Source organism: Haloarcula montana (genome assembly GCF_035666295.1).
Taxonomy (GTDB): Archaea; Halobacteriota; Halobacteria; order Halobacteriales; family Haloarculaceae; genus Haloarcula; species Haloarcula montana.
Genome location: NZ_CP142027.1, coordinates 853,918 through 868,158, shown reverse-complemented (window position 1 = coordinate 868,158; position 14,241 = coordinate 853,918). Strand labels below are relative to the sequence as shown.

Sequence of the window (14,241 nt, the reverse complement as noted above, 5' to 3'; positions counted from 1 at the left end):
GACCGGTCACGGATGGCCTCGCGGAGGCCGCCGGCGTCATGTGTCGTCAGGTACTTTTCGGGGTGGTCCTAACCGGGAGGTGATGGAGTATCTAGAGCAGCGACGTGACCGCGTCGAGGAGCGGTTGCGAGACGTCCTCGACGATGTCGAGCCGACGGAGCTAGCAGCGCAGATCCGTCACGTCGCGCTCTCGGGCGGGAAGCGCGTCCGACCGACAGTCGCGGTGCTGGTCTGTGAGACCCTGGGTGGTGATCCGGCCGACGCCGTCGACTACGCCGTGGGCATCGAACTCGTCCACAACGCCTCGCTGGTCATCGACGACATCATCGACGAGTCCGAACTCCGGCGTGGCACCCCGGCCGCGTGGGCCGAGTACGGCCACGGTCCGGCGATCATCGCCTCCGACGGGCTACTCGGGGAGGCCTTCGCCCTGTTTTCGGCCGACGAGCGGGCGATGCAGACCGTCGCGGAGTCGATGGTCGAACTCGGTGAGGGGGAAGCGACCGAACTGATCGCCCAGCCCGCTAACGAGACCGAGTACATGGAACTCGCCCGGCGCAAGACTGGCGCGCTGTTCCGGGCGGCCGCGGAACTGGGTGCGATCGCCGCCGACGCCGACCCGTATACGGTCGAGGCGGTCGGGACCTACGCCGAGCGTGTCGGGGTCGCCTTCCAGATGCGAGACGACGTGTTGGACGCCACCGCCGACGCGGAGACGCTGGGCAAGCCCACGGGCCACGACGCCGAGATGGAACGCCCCTCGCTCGTCGAGGTGACGGAGCTCACCCCAGAGGAGGCAAACCAGCGGGCTCGCGACGAGTCCGACGCCGCCTTGGAGGCCCTGGCGACGGTCGACGCGCCCGACTCCCAGTCCCTGGAGTACCTGAAGGACCTCGCGGAGTTCGTCGTCGTACGCGAACGGTAGGGCTTTTGCCCGCCGCTGGCCAACCCACGCCAATGACAGTCATCGGTATCGTCGGGCTGCCGGGCAGCGGCAAGAGCGAGGCGGCAAACGTCGCCGCCGACCGGGGGGTCCCCGTCGTGACTATGGGCGACGTGATCCGCGCGGAGTGTCGCGAACGTGGCCTCGATCCGGCCACCGAACACGGGACGGTCGCGAAGGCCCTGCGCGAGGAGAACGGCCCGGGTGCCATCGCCGAGCGCTCGCTGCCGATCATCGAGGACAACCTCGACGACGCCGAGACGGTGCTGGTCGACGGCATTCGGTCCGACACTGAGGTCGAGGCGTTCCGGGAGGCCTTCGGCGAGACGTTCGTCCTCGTCGAGATCGACGCCCCCTTCGAGTTGCGCGCCGAGCGGTTGGACCTGCGTGGTCGTGACGCCGGCGCCGCCGACGGCGGCGAGTCCTTAGAAGAGCGCGACGAGCGGGAACTGGGTTTCGGGATGGGCCAGGCGATCGAGATGGCCGATCTCACCATCGAGAACACGGAGACGCTGGCGGCCTTCCAGCGGAAGGTTCGCACACTCTTACGCGAGGGGCCGGAGGGACTGGCATGAGCGCCGTCTACAGCGTCGACGTCCGCATCGCCGCCCCGGTCAACGACACCGAAGTGACCGATCGGGTCGCCGACGCCGTCCGGAACCTCTTCCCCGAAGCCGACCCCGAGCAACGGCCCGGCGAGTTGGCTGCCGAGGTCCACACGATGGACGGCTTCTCGCAGTTGCTCTACGAGTACGAGATCCTCGACACCGCCCGGTCTGTGTTCTTCGACTCACTGGAGGGCGATCGCTTCGCCTTCGACCTGAAGAAGCAGGCGGCCTTCGAGGGGCGGGTGAACTTCGCCGTCGGTGACCCCTCCGAGTTGGGCGACATCCACGTCGAAGTGATCGTCCGGGAGCCCGACGCCGAATCGTACATCGACTACGTCGCGCCGCCGACCGAGGACGGCACCCCTGTCGACACCGAATGACCACCGCGGTCTGTTTCGACCTCGACGGGACGCTGGTCCACCGCACAGAACCCCACGAGACGATCACGCGGGCCGTCCTCGCCGACCACGGAATCGAGGCCGACGACGCGCTCGTGGCGACAGCCGAGGAGCGGTTCCGGGCGGCCCAGAACGCCCTCGAACCGAACCCGTTCGAACGGTCGATGCGGGCCGTCCTCGACGAGACCGGGCGTGACGGCGACCCCGAGGCGATGGTCGAGACGCTCCGGGAACGGGCCTACGCGACGACGACGGTCCCCGAGGCCGCCGCTGACTGCCTCGACGCGCTCGCCGATGACGGCCCGCTGGGACTCGTCACCAACGGGACCCGGGACTGGCAGCTCGGCAAACTCGCCCACCACGGCCTGGCAGAGTACTTCGAGGCCGTCGTCGCCTCCTACGAGGCCGGCGCTCACAAACCCGATCCGGCCCCCTTCGACCTCCTCCGCGACCGGCTGTCCGCCGACGAGTACGTGATGGTCGGCAACGACTACGAGGCCGACGTCGAGGGCGCTCGCGCGGCGGGGTTCGTCCCCGTCCACTACGAGGACGAGGACGGGCCGTCGTTCTGGGCGACGCTGCGGGCGATGGTCTAGAGGCCGCTGACGAAGATCGCCAGCCACTCGCCGACCTCGCGGCGCTTGCTCACCCTGATCTCGGTGACCCACTTCACCCACTGGAACCCGCGGCGGTCCGGCGCTACGAGTCGCAGCGGGAAGCCGTGGCCGTGGGAGAGGCGTTCGTCGTCGACGTGGGTGGCCAGCAGCGCGTCCCTGGCCTCCTCGATGGGGAGACTCCAGCGGTAGCCCGTCACCGACCGGAACTGCACCCAAGCGGCGGCCTCGTCGGCGTCGGCGGCGTCCAGCAGGTCCCCCACCCGGACGCCGCGCCACTCGTGTTCGGAGTACCACCCGCTCGTACAGTCCAACAGCGCGTCCTCGCTGGCGGCGGGGCCGACCTCGTCGGCGGCGTACTCGCTCGGAGTACGGACTCGACCCGTGACCGCCAGTGCCCACTCCCGTGGATCGACCGGGTCGGGGTCGTCGGCGACCCAACTGGTCACCGGGAACCGGTTGCCGTCGCCGCTGCCGTCCTCTCGGGAGCCGGTGAACCGCCGATCCGCGCCGGCGGTGCCCAGCAGGTCGTTGACCGGTTGCTGGACGCGCCAGGTCAGTGCCCCCGCCGTGAGCACGCCGGCGTAGGCGACGACGTTGCGCCGGCCGCCGACGGTCCGCCGGGTGGGGGTGTGGAACCGGTAGCGGAGGTGCCACAGCAACAGCGGCGGGACGAGCAGGCCCAGGCCGACGTGGAGGTGAAAGAGTCCCCACGGACCCAGATCCAGCGTTCCGCCGAAGATCCACCAGACCCCCGTGGCCAGGGCCGCCGTGGCGTCGACCGCAAGCAGTACCGACAGCGCCCGCGGCGCGGTCAGCCGGTCGGGCGTCACCCGGTGGCGGACCCGCCAGAGCTTCATCGGGAGGAGGACGACGAGGACGATGCCGGCGACGGCGTGGAGGTCGACGACCCAGGCTGTCGCGGGCGTCCCGGTGAACATCGTCGCGACGCCGGTCGCAAGCAGCGTCGCGACCGAGACCAGCAGGCCCCAGTCGACGGCCCGCGGCGAGGGGGTCAACCGCCGGTAGTCCATACCTGTCGTTGGCGCCGGACGGACAAATACTGCCGGTCGAGCGCGGGGTACTGCGTTCCCTGTCTTCCCCGCCAGGGGATACCACCGGCTCGTCGGTTCGTTCAGTACGACCGTTCCAGTACCACCGTCCCCGACGCGTCCCGCACGGTGACCGTATCGCCGCCGTTGTTCCAGACGGCGCCGTCACGCCCCCAGTAGCGGTCGGTCTCCGTGTCGGTCCCGCTGCCGGTGTGGAGCGTGATCGACGCGCCCGGCGCGAGGGTCAGGTCCGCGAACGTGTAGCGGTGGTCCGCCTCGTCGCTGACCGTCCAGCCGTCGAGGTCGAGCGGTTCGTCTCCCCGGTTGGTGACCGTCACCGACTCGGCATTCAGGTTCTCGTTGTCGTTGCCGGGCGCGTCGCACGTCAGGGCGGTGATCGCCAGCCCCGACTCGCTGGCGGTGACGGTCCCCCCGTCCGCGACGGGTGTCCTGCCGTCGGCACACTGCCACAGCCCCCGTCCCGCCCCTCTGGCGCTCGCTTCGGCCCGGTCGAAGGCCGCTTTTCGGGTAAAGTCGCTCTCGTAGACCCGCGCGTGCCCGCCCCGGACCAGTCGGTAGTTGAACAGGCGGTCCTCGACGACGACGTAGGCGAGCAACCGATCGTAGTAGCCCCGCCGGTCGAGGTTCGGATCGAACGCCAGCCCAACCGTCCGGCCCAGCAGGCGGTCCTTGGCCAGGTTCGAGGCGTCGACGCCGGCCTCGCGGAGGCAGGTCGCCCCAGCCGTTGTGTCCGGGACGCCCTCAAACTCCGGCGGGTCGTTCTCGGCGTGGACTTCCGGGGTGTCGACGCCGACGAGTCTGACGGTGTCGGTCGTCCCGTTCGCGTACTCGATCCGGATCGTATCCCCGTCGACGACGGCGGTCACGGACACCTCGACGGCAGCGTCGGGGACAGAGACATTGGCTGCCGTCCCCATCGCCGAACTCGTCGGCGTCGTCGCCCGTTCGGCCGTCGTGGCAGGGTCGGCCGCTGTCCCGCCGGTCCCCGGGGCCGGCGTCGAGGGGCCGCTACAGCCGGCGACGACGAGCAGGAGACAGCAGACGGCGGCGCGGAGGCGCACACCGGATCGAGGCGGGCCAGGACTACAAATCTGCCGGGGGCGGGCGACAGGTCCGACGACCGACAGTTATACTTCTCGACCGTGTGTGAGGATGGTAGACATGCTCGTCGACCTGCCCGTCCGGGACATCATGAACACACCTGCTCGGACCGTCACGGCCGAAACCGCGATCGTCGAGGCCGCCGCGCGGCTCCGGGACGAGGGGATCGGTTCGCTCGTCGTCCAGTCCGACGGCGAGAACGTCGGCATCATCACCGAGAGCGACATCGTCGCCGTCACCGCCGCCGAGGGGGACACACGGCAGTTGACCGTCGGCGACGTGATGTCGACGGCACTCGTGACGATCGGTCCCGACGCCACCGTCGAGGAGGCAGTCGAGCGACTCCGGACCCACGGCATCAAGAAACTCCCCGTGGTCGAGGACGGAACGTTGCTCGGTATCGTGACGACGACCGACATCTCGAACTACCTCCCGCATCTCGCCCGCCCACGGCCGACGGCGGAGACCCAGTCCCAGCGCAGTCGGTTCGAGCGACCGGACACCAGCTACGAGCGCGACGACTGGGAGTTCGAGAGCTACGGCGTCGCCGACGGCATCGACGTCGGTGACCACGTCCGGTTCAGCAAGACCCTCGACCAGGCGGACGTCGAGGCGTTCGCGGAGGCCAGTGGCGACACCAACAGCCTCCACCTCGACGACGAGTTCGCGGAAGGGACCCGCTTCGGCCGGCGGATCGTCCACGGGACGCTCGTCTCCGGGCTCATCAGCGCCGCCCTGGCGCGGCTCCCGGGACTGACCATCTACCTCTCCCAGGAAGTCAGCTACCGCGGTCCGGTCGACATCGGCGAGCGCGTTACCGCCCACTGTGAGGTCGTCGAACGGATCACCGACGACCGGTTCCGGCTGACGACCGCCGTCGAGGGCGCTGACGGCGACAGCGTCGTCGAGGGCGTCGCGGTGGTCATCTCCGACCCCATCCCCGACTCCGGGTGACCCTCGGGCCGAGACGACGGTTCTTGTTAGCAGACGATAACGATTATGCGGGTGCGAACCGATACCATGCGTATGGACGCCATCGAACGACCGACGTTCGAGTCGGACGCGGCCAGCGAACTGTACCAGTACGTCGAGCGCCACGGAACGGCGACACGCGAGCGGGTTCGGGAGGCGATCCGGCTGCCACCGGCGGAGTTCGACGAGACGCTGGACCAGTTGCTGTCGAAGGGGTATCTCCAGGAACGGGGCGGGAAACTGTCGCTCGCGCTGGATATCGGCGCCGTCGAGTCTCACACGACCGGCACGGAGACGTACGTCATCCGCCCGTCCCGGCCGGCGGATTTCGACGGACTGGTCGATCTGATCCGGGACGTCTCGGCCGGCGGAACCTACGTCATCGCCGAGAGCATCGCCGAGCAACTGCTCTACGAGGACGCGATCACGCGGCACAACACCGTCGAGTCACGCGTCTTCTTCGTGGCGACGATGGACGAGGAGATCGTCGGCTGGTGTCACCTGGATCTCCCACAGGTCGAGACACAGCGGGGGACCGCCCAACTGACCGTCGGGGTCGCCCACGACGCCCGCGGGCAGGGGATCGGCAGCCAACTGCTCGAACGGGGGACCGACTGGGCGCGGGCCAACGGCTACCGGAAACTGTACAACTCCGTCCCGCTGCGATCCGAGCGGGCGCTGTCGTTCTTAGACGACCACGGCTGGCACACCGAGGGCATCCGGAAGGACCACTACACCATCGACGGCGACCTCGTCGACGAGGTGATGATGGCCTACCAGATCGAGTAGTCGGGCACGAGCAACACGGCGAGTGCCAGCGCGATCCAGACGATCTTCAGCCCCGTGTTGACGGCGATGACCTTCGAGCCGAACTCCCGGCCCCAGATGCCGTACTGGAACGGGATCGACCGCTTGAACGTCGAGACGGCAAAGGAGATGATCCCGCCGACCAGCATCGTCGCCACGGCGGTCCGGGCGGTGAACGTGCCGTCGCGGACCAGCGGCGAGAGCACCGTCGCCCCGCTGGTGGTGTCGAGTGCGAACGCCGCCACCACGGGGATCGCCGCCCCCGGCAGTCCCAGCAGGCTCGCGGCCCCGTCGGCAGCGGTCGTCACCGTCGTCCCGCCCTGTCCCAGCGCCGCCATGATCGTGTCGGCGTAGGCGACCACCAGCGAGACGACGACGTAGATGGCCGCCAGGCGCGGCAGGATCTCCCGGACCTTCTCCCGGGTCTCGCCGACGGCCTCCCGGACGGCTGCCTCACGGGTCGCCGGTCCCTCGTCGAGTGCGTCATCGTGACCCCCATCGGGGGCGGCCGTGCTCGCCGCGGTCCCGATGTTCGAGCCGTCCAGCAGGAGGCGGCCGGCAGCGATTCCCGTCAGCGTGATCGCCAGCGCCACCAGTCCGCGCATCGTGACGTACAACAGACCGACCCGCAGCCCGAGGATCGGGATCAGGATCGGCGCGTAGAAGGTGACGATGTGCTGGGCGAACCCGAAGAACGTGTTGATGGTCACGGCCACCAGCGTCGCTCGGTCGTCCAGTGTTCCGGACTCCCGGAAGTCGGCGAGCATCCCGTAGCCGGCGGTCGGCGAGGCCGTCGTCGTCAGGATGGCGGTCCCGACCTCGTCGGGGAGGTTCGCCGGCGCGGTGAGATACTGGGAGACGACGGCGATCTTCTCGACGAGACCGAACGCCACCGCCAGGTTCGCCAGGAACACGCCCAGCGAGAGAAAGACTGTGATCCGCAGAACGCGGACGGCGACGTCTGCCAGCAGATCGACCAGCACAGGCACGGTCGGCCGTAGGGCCGGCGCGCGCAAAGGGCCGTCGGTTCGACCGGAATGTTTTCCGTGCTTGGCGCCGTCCCGTTCTGCCATGGACGAGGGGGCGTCCGCGGTGATCGACGTACTCTACGTCGATCTCCGACCGTCGGTGGTGTCGGCCGTCGAACCCGGGTTCGAGAGCGACCGAATCGCGGTCTCGACGGCTACCGACGCCGACCGGTCCCTGACAGCCCTCGGAGACGGTGCCGTCGACTGCCTGGTGGTCGTCTGTCGGGACGAGGACGACGGGTCGCTCGCGCTGGTCGAGACAGCGGCGGCGACGGCGCCCGAGGTCCCGCGGCTGGTCGTCACGGGCGGCACCGCCGGACTCGCCGAGGCAGCGCTCGACGCGGGCGCGACGGACTGTGTGGTGGCCGACGGCGAGGACCGACGGGTACTGTTGCCCCACCGTATCCGGACGGCCGTCGAGAACGCCCAGGTCACACGCGAGACCCGTGCTGCCGCCGCCCGGTTCGAGTCGCTGACACAGAACACGAGCTTCGCCGTCCTGACGATCGACGAGGACAGCACCGTCCAGTACGCCAGCGAGGCCGTCGCCGATCTCTTCGGGTACACGCCCGCGGAACTCGTCGGCGAACCGCTCACGACGATCATGCCCGAGCGGTTCCACGACGCTCACCACGCGGCGGTCGCCGACTACCTCACCACTGGCGAGCGGGCGCTGGACTGGGACTGGATCGAGTTGCCCGGCCGGCACCGCGACGGCACCGAGATTCCCCTGGGTGTCTCCTTCGGCGAGCGCGAGGCCGACGACGGATACCGCTTTACCGCCGTGGTTCGGGATATCTCCGAGCAGAACGAGCGGGTCGAGCGGCTCGACCGACTGGCGACGGCACTCGAAGAGTCGATGGACGGGGTCGCACTACTGGACGAAGAGGGCCGGTACGTCTTGGCCAACGAGGCCCACGCCGATATCTACGGCTACGACGCAGAGGAACTTGTCGGCGAACACTGGGCAATGCTGTACGACGAGTCGGAGACCGACCGCTTCCACGACGAGATCATGCCCACCGTCCAGCGGGACGGCGAGTGGCGCGGGGAGGCACGAGGACGACGGGCCGACGGCTCGGTGTTCCCCCAGGAACTGTCGCTGACGACCCTCGACGACGGCGGACTGGTCTGTATCGTCCGTGATATCACCGACCGTATCGACCGCCGCCAGGAACTCGAATCGGAGCGCCAGTTCGTCCGGGCGGTCATCGACACGCTCCAGGATGTCTTCTACGTACTCGATACGGACGGCTGTTTCACCGAGTGGAACGACCGGATGGCCGAGGTGACCGGCTACACCGACGAGGAACTGGACGGGATGCCGGCGCTGAACGTCATCCCGCCCGAGGACCACGAGTACGTCGCCGAGAACATTACCGCCGTCGTCACCGAGGACGCCGACCGGACGCCCCGGTCGGCTCTGCTGACCAAGCAGGGCGACCGCATCCCCTACGAGTTCACCGGGAGCCAACTCACCGACGCCGACGGCGAGGTCATCGGACTGACGGGGATCGGCCGGGACATCTCGATAAAGACGCTGCGCGAACAGCGCCTCTCGGTGCTCTCCCGCGTGCTCCGACACAACGTCCGCAACCGGCTCACGGTCGTGCTCGCACAGGCCGAACACATCGTCGAGACGGCCGACAGCGAGCCGTCCCGCGAAGGGGCCGAGCGGATACAGCGGGCCGGCTCGAAGCTCCTGAGCGCCGCCGAACAGGCCCACCGTGCCGAGACGCTGCTTCGGGATCGGCCGACGAAACAGCGGATCGATCTCGTCGAGCAGGTCCGGGCCGGACGCGAGCGTGCCGAGGCGGACACGAGCCGTCTCGATCTGATACTCCCGAAGACAGCCCCTGTCGTCGCCACACCGATCGTCGAGAGGGCCGTCGCCGAACTGCTGGAGAACGCGCTCACACACGTCTCCGATCCCACAGTGGAGGTACGGGTCGTCGTCGACGGGGAGATCACGCGGGTCGTCATTGCGGACGACGGGCCGGGACTCCCGGATCACGAGCGCGCCGCGCTGGTCGGGGAGGGAGAGACACCCCTGGAACACGGGACCGGACTGGGGTTGTGGCTCGTCAACTGGATCGTCACGGCTTCGGGCGGTCGCGTCGCCGTCCGCGAGGACCGGCCGGGGACCACCGTCGAACTCTCTTTTCCGACGGCCGAGTGACTACACGAGCAACCGGACGACCCCGAACAGGACCAGCACGCCCAGCACGTCACAGACGTTCGTAACGACGGGGATCACCACGTCGTCGGGATCGAGTTCGAACCGGTAGGCCGCGTAGGTCGTCACCGTCGTGACCAGCACCGCGAGCACGGCGAGCGTGACGCCGCTTACGGTCGCGACGGCGACGACGGTACCGGGGGGAAGACGGGCACCGCCAAGGAGCGTCTGTAACAGCCACGCGCCGGCACCGACGAGCGGGAACACGGTCAGCGCCAGGCCGACGGTGGCGACGGCGTTTCCCCCCAGCCGGTCGTCGGCCGGCGAGAACGACACCAGCCCCAGGTGGACCGCCGTCGAGAGCCGCGAGGCCAGGATACTCCCGAGGTTGCCGGCCATCCCGATGGTCACGGGGACCAACACGAGCAGCGTGGGGTACTGCAACAGTGTTCCCTCGAAGGTATCGAGCACCAGTCCGCTCCCCAACTCGATGGCGGTCAGGACCGCCAGGACGGGGAGCATCGTCCTGAGGATGCTCGCGACCGACCACTGTGTCTCGTGGCCGGACACGTCACCCCCCTCCCAGCGCCAACACCAGCCGCGTCGCCAGTAGCAGCGTCGCGATTCCGACCACGTCGCCGGTCGTGGTCACGACCGGTCCGGCCAGCGTGTCGGGGTTCAGTCCCCGCCGATAGCCGACGAAGACGACCGAGACGACGGCGACCGTGAGTAACAGCCCGGAGACGAGACCGGCGATCAGCGCGATGCCGACCAGCGTCCCCAGCGAAGCGGATGGCCGACCCAGCACAGCGAGCAGAGCGACGGTCATCACGGCCGCCAGTGCGCTCACCAGGACGCCGTTTGCCAGGGCCGCCGAGACGGCCGCGTTAACCCGGCGGTCCCCCGTCGAGAACTGTGGATCGATCAGCCCCTGGTGGAGCGCCGAGCCGAGCCGTGCCCCAAGCGAGCCGTAGACGTTCCCCCGGGTCGCCAGCAGCGCGGGCACCAACACGAGCAGGCCGGCGACCTGCTCCAGTTCGGCGTCCATCCCGCCCAGGACGACGCCAGCGAAGAGGCCGCCGACGGCGCTGAGCCCGAGGACAGGCAGCGCCTCCCGATAGGCCTCTGTCGCGACCTCGCGGACGGTCATTGTGGGTGGACACTGTGGCCATCGGCAAAAGGCCCGCGGTGCCGGCTCCCTCAGTCGCGGTCGACCCGGTGGAGGCGCCCGGCGTCGTCGAACTCGCCGTAATCGCCGGTGTGGTACCACCCATCCTGTGTCGCGCTGACGGCGACATCGCTGGTCTCCCAGTAGCTGTCCACGACGTGGTCGCCCCGGAAGAGGATCTCGCCGTCCTCGGCGATGGCGACTTCCGTCCCCGGCATCGGGCTCCCCAGCGCCCCGGGCGTGGCCGAGTCGTGTTCGACCAGACAGCCGACGCCGGTGAGTTCGGTCGCGCCGTACACCTGACTCACTGGGATGTCACAGCCCCAGAAGAAGTACAGCAAGTCCGCCGGCAGGGTCCCCAGTCCCGACAGTGCGTGCTCGACGTTGCCCAGGCCCAACTGCTCGCGGACCGGCCGGAGGACGAGCCGGGCGGCTGCCGAGTCCGTGAGCGAACTCCCGCCCACACCGCTGCGTGCCTCGCCGCGCTCGATCGCCGCTCCATCCGCTAGCCGGCGTTTCATCCTCCCGAGATCGTCGATACGGTCCTGGAACGTGTCGTGGAGGTGCTCGTACACGCGAGGGACGCCCACGAGGATGTCCGGTTCGACGGCCTGCAGTCCCTCGATGAAGTCGTCGGCCGGGAGATAGGCGGTGCCCGCGCCGTTGTCCCAGAGGTAGTACGTCGCCACCCGTTGGAAGACGTGCGAGAGAGGCAACAGACAGGTCCCTGTCGCGCCCGGGGAGACGGGGAACTGGTTGCCCAGCGTCGCCACCGCCGCAAGCAGGTTCCGGTGGGTGATCGAACAGCCCAGCGGATCGGCGTCCCGGCCGATCTGGTGGACGACGGTCGCGATGTCGTCCGGATCGGCGTCGAAGCCGGGGAGGTCCCCGATCTCGGCCGTCGGGAGCGAATCCAATCCGAAGACGGTGTCGGCGACCTCCGTGACCGCCTCGCTGGCAGTGTCGTCGGTCACGAGGACGCTCACGCCGTCGGTCGTTTCGGTTGCGACCGCCCGCTCGTCGCTGAACGCCGGATAGATCGGCACCGAGATCAACCCCGCGAGATGGCAGGCAGCGTCGACGACCGACCACTCGTAGGACGGGGCTGCCCGGATGCCGACGGTCGTCCCCGGTTCGACGCCCGCATCGAGGAGCCCCCCGGCGACCTGACGGGCGCGCTCGTAGAACGCCTCGAAGGTCCGCGTCTCGTACCCGGCGTCTGTCCGGACGTACGCGACTGGTCGGTCGGCGAAGTCGGCTGCCCGGTCGGCGAGCCAGTCGGCCATCGTCCCGTGGGGGATCGAGACGGCACCGCCGACGTGGACGTTGCTACGGAGGACGACTGCCGTCTCGTCGTCGGGCGCCTCGTAGGTCCGATCACCCTCTCGTGTCGTGTTTAGTTTCCCGGGGCTGTACTCGTAGTCCTCGGGGACGGACTCCCGGTAGTAGCCCGCGTATTTCTGGTCCTCGTCGCTGGCGGCGATGTGGGCGTCCAGCCAGTCACGGGCGAACTCCAGGACATCCATCGTGATCGGTTCCCCGTTCTCGTGGCGCTCACGGAACTCGCTGACCGTCTGTGCGAACTCCTCGTGCATCTCCCGGTGGTTGTAGAAACAGTCCGCACAGTCCATCGCGTACCCACAGTCCTGCATGAACTCCTCCTCGTCGCCGAAGTGGTACTCCGTGTATCGCTCCAGTTCCCGCAGGATGTCCCCGATCGCCTCCTCGGAGTGTCCCTCGTCCATCGCGACGTAGAGGTCGTTTAACAGCCCAAAGAGGTGTTTGTGCTGCTCGTCGAACCGGTCGATATCTGTACTGTACCGGTCGTCGATCCACTCGATGAACGTCTCGCCCGACCGAGATTCCATACGGATCTATTCGTCAGCGAATATAAAAAGCGGAGCCGGCGTTCCCAGGGGCTGAAAACGGTCGGGGCACCCGTTCAGAGGGGCTCAGGTGTCTCGTCCGCTACAGACCAGCACCGGTCGGTCGGTGTCGAGGACGACACGCTGGGTAACACTCCCGAACAGCACCTTCCCCGTCGGCGTGCGCTTGCGGCCGGCGACGACGATCAGGTCGGCGTCCCGGTCGTCGGCCGTGTCGAGGATGCCGTCCGCGGGGGTGCCCGTCGCGGACGCCAGCGAGACGTCCAGTCCGTCCGCCTCCAGCGTCTCGCGTGCCCGCTGGACCGCGGGCACCTCGTCGACGGCCCCGCTCTCCTCGGGGTCGTCGAACGTGTGTTGCAGCGTCACGTGCACTGTCTCGTCCGCGAACGGCATGTCCAAGATCTCCTCGGCTTGGATGCGAGCCCGGTCCTCGTTGTCGTCGATACCCATGACGATCTCGTACATACGTGAGTCGAGGGGCCGCTCCCTCCTGATACTACTGGTCGTCTCGACGCCCGGACCGAAGCGTTGACCCGCCGGGCTCCCCCAGCGGAAACCAATGGCCGAGCCACAGGTCCTACTGACCAACGACGATGGCATCGACGCGCCGGGACTGGCGAGCGTCTACGAGGAACTGTCGGCGATCGCCGAGGTCACGGTCGTCGCGCCGAGCGAGAACCAAAGCGGCGTCGGACGGACCCGCAGCCACCGGACTGTCCGGGAGTCACACCCCTGGGGGTACGCCCTGGCCGGGACGCCCGCAGACTGTGTCGCCTACGGGCTCCGCGGGCTGGAGACCGAGTTCGATCTGGTCGTCTCGGGCTGTAACCACGGCCCGAACGCCGGCAACTACCTCGTCGGGCGCTCGGGGACCGTCGGCGCCTGCATCGAGGCGGCATTCCTCGGAACGCCGGGGGTCGCCGTCTCGGCGTACCACGGCGAGGACTTCTTCGTCTCTCCGCCGGCCTCCTACGACTTCGACCGGCCGGCCCGGGTCACCCGCGAGGTCGTCGTGCGGGCGCTCTCGGAGGCCGCCTTCGACAGCGCGGACATCCTCAACGTCAACGTCCCCGTCGACGTGGCCGACCCGCCGATGCGCCTGACCGACCCCCACCACGACTACGATCTGGTCGTCGATCACGAACCGGCCGCGGACGCCGAAGACGGCGACGCGTCGACGGCGGTCGGCGCCGACGGCGACACGGGCGACATCGCGCTGCGGGACGTGGTCTGGCCCGAGACCGTGGGCTGGGAGAACCCCTTCGGAACCGACGCTGCTCTCGACGAGCGCTACCCCGTCGGGAGCGACCGCCGGGCGCTCGTCGACGGCGAGATCAGCGTCTCGCCGCTGTCGGTCCCCGTCTCGGAGGTCTCGGACCCGACGCTCGATGCACTGGTCGCCGGGTTCAACGAGAACGAGGCCGCCCGTCGTGCCGGTGGGAACTGATTAGGGGCTCGCGTCCCGAG

The 14,241-nt window shown here is 68.9% G+C and carries 15 protein-coding genes; 8 read left to right on the top strand and 7 right to left on the bottom strand.

Features of this window, described 5'->3' with window-relative positions; all coding sequences use genetic code 11:
* Nucleotides 1–82 precede the first annotated feature (82 nt).
* The 4 genes from VJ109_RS04580 to VJ109_RS04565 are packed head-to-tail and all read left to right on the top strand — an operon-like array spanning nucleotide 83 to nucleotide 2,545.
* Nucleotides 83–925, top strand: a complete 843-nt coding sequence (locus VJ109_RS04580) for a polyprenyl synthetase family protein (protein WP_324759363.1) — start codon at nucleotides 83–85, stop codon at nucleotides 923–925.
* Between the two features lie 32 nt (nucleotides 926–957).
* Nucleotides 958–1,518 (top strand): AAA family ATPase, encoded by a 561-nt coding sequence (locus VJ109_RS04575; protein WP_324759362.1) that lies wholly within the window; start codon nucleotides 958–960, stop codon nucleotides 1,516–1,518.
* On the top strand, nucleotides 1,515–1,931 hold the full coding sequence (locus VJ109_RS04570) for an RNA-binding domain-containing protein (RefSeq protein ID WP_324759360.1): 417 nt from the start codon (nucleotides 1,515–1,517) through the stop codon (nucleotides 1,929–1,931). The genes VJ109_RS04575 and VJ109_RS04570 overlap by 4 nt, the downstream gene beginning before the upstream one ends.
* Nucleotides 1,928–2,545 (top strand): HAD family hydrolase, encoded by a 618-nt coding sequence (locus VJ109_RS04565; protein WP_324759358.1) that lies wholly within the window; start codon nucleotides 1,928–1,930, stop codon nucleotides 2,543–2,545. Before VJ109_RS04570 ends, VJ109_RS04565 begins: the two co-directional genes overlap by 4 nt.
* Here VJ109_RS04565 and VJ109_RS04560 read toward each other — a convergent pair.
* On the bottom strand, nucleotides 2,542–3,597 hold the full coding sequence (locus tag VJ109_RS04560; RefSeq protein WP_324759356.1) for a molybdopterin-dependent oxidoreductase: 1,056 nt from the start codon (nucleotides 3,595–3,597) through the stop codon (nucleotides 2,542–2,544). The genes VJ109_RS04565 and VJ109_RS04560 overlap by 4 nt on opposite strands.
* A 101-nt stretch (nucleotides 3,598–3,698) precedes the next feature.
* A complete protein-coding gene (locus tag VJ109_RS04555; protein WP_324759354.1) occupies nucleotides 3,699–4,697 on the bottom strand; it encodes a lamin tail domain-containing protein in 999 nt (332 codons plus the stop codon).
* A gap of 100 nt (nucleotides 4,698–4,797) precedes the next feature.
* On the opposite strand from VJ109_RS04555, the gene VJ109_RS04550 reads away from it, so the two are divergent.
* Together VJ109_RS04550 and VJ109_RS04545 are read left to right on the top strand one after the other, a co-directional pair.
* Entirely contained in the window at nucleotides 4,798–5,691 is an 894-nt protein-coding gene (locus VJ109_RS04550) for a CBS domain-containing protein (protein WP_324759353.1), read from the top strand.
* A 72-nt stretch (nucleotides 5,692–5,763) separates the two neighbouring features.
* On the top strand, nucleotides 5,764–6,498 hold the full coding sequence (locus tag VJ109_RS04545) for a GNAT family N-acetyltransferase (protein ID WP_324759352.1): 735 nt from the start codon (nucleotides 5,764–5,766) through the stop codon (nucleotides 6,496–6,498).
* Here VJ109_RS04545 and VJ109_RS04540 read toward each other — a convergent pair.
* Entirely contained in the window at nucleotides 6,483–7,505 is a 1,023-nt protein-coding gene (locus tag VJ109_RS04540) for a nucleoside recognition protein (protein ID WP_434737274.1), read from the bottom strand. The two genes, VJ109_RS04545 and VJ109_RS04540, sit on opposite strands and share 16 nt — an antisense overlap.
* Before the next feature lie 82 nt (nucleotides 7,506–7,587).
* Here VJ109_RS04540 and VJ109_RS04535 point away from each other — a divergent pair, with 82 nt between their 5' ends.
* Nucleotides 7,588–9,723 carry a PAS domain S-box protein gene (locus tag VJ109_RS04535; protein ID WP_324759351.1) on the top strand — a complete coding sequence of 712 codons (2,136 nt, stop codon included), beginning with the start codon at nucleotides 7,588–7,590 and terminating at the stop codon, nucleotides 9,721–9,723.
* Here VJ109_RS04535 and VJ109_RS04530 read toward each other — a convergent pair whose 3' ends face one another.
* The 4 genes from VJ109_RS04530 to VJ109_RS04515 all read right to left on the bottom strand — a co-directional run bounded on the left by VJ109_RS04530 (nucleotide 9,724) and on the right by VJ109_RS04515 (nucleotide 13,239).
* On the bottom strand, nucleotides 9,724–10,242 hold the full coding sequence (locus VJ109_RS04530) for a magnesium transporter (RefSeq protein ID WP_434737286.1): 519 nt from the start codon (nucleotides 10,240–10,242) through the stop codon (nucleotides 9,724–9,726).
* Between the two features lie 49 nt (nucleotides 10,243–10,291).
* On the bottom strand, nucleotides 10,292–10,870 hold the full coding sequence (locus VJ109_RS04525; RefSeq protein ID WP_324759349.1) for a magnesium transporter: 579 nt from the start codon (nucleotides 10,868–10,870) through the stop codon (nucleotides 10,292–10,294).
* A gap of 50 nt (nucleotides 10,871–10,920) precedes the next feature.
* On the bottom strand, nucleotides 10,921–12,756 hold the full coding sequence (locus VJ109_RS04520; RefSeq protein WP_324759347.1) for a bacteriohemerythrin: 1,836 nt from the start codon (nucleotides 12,754–12,756) through the stop codon (nucleotides 10,921–10,923).
* An 84-nt stretch (nucleotides 12,757–12,840) separates the two neighbouring features.
* Nucleotides 12,841–13,239, bottom strand: a complete 399-nt coding sequence (locus VJ109_RS04515; protein ID WP_276179967.1) for a universal stress protein — start codon at nucleotides 13,237–13,239, stop codon at nucleotides 12,841–12,843.
* Between the two features lie 94 nt (nucleotides 13,240–13,333).
* Here VJ109_RS04515 and surE point away from each other — a divergent pair, with 94 nt between their 5' ends.
* Nucleotides 13,334–14,221 (top strand): 5'/3'-nucleotidase SurE, encoded by an 888-nt coding sequence (gene surE / locus VJ109_RS04510; RefSeq protein WP_324759344.1) that lies wholly within the window; start codon nucleotides 13,334–13,336, stop codon nucleotides 14,219–14,221.
* Nucleotides 14,222–14,241 lie beyond the last annotated feature (20 nt).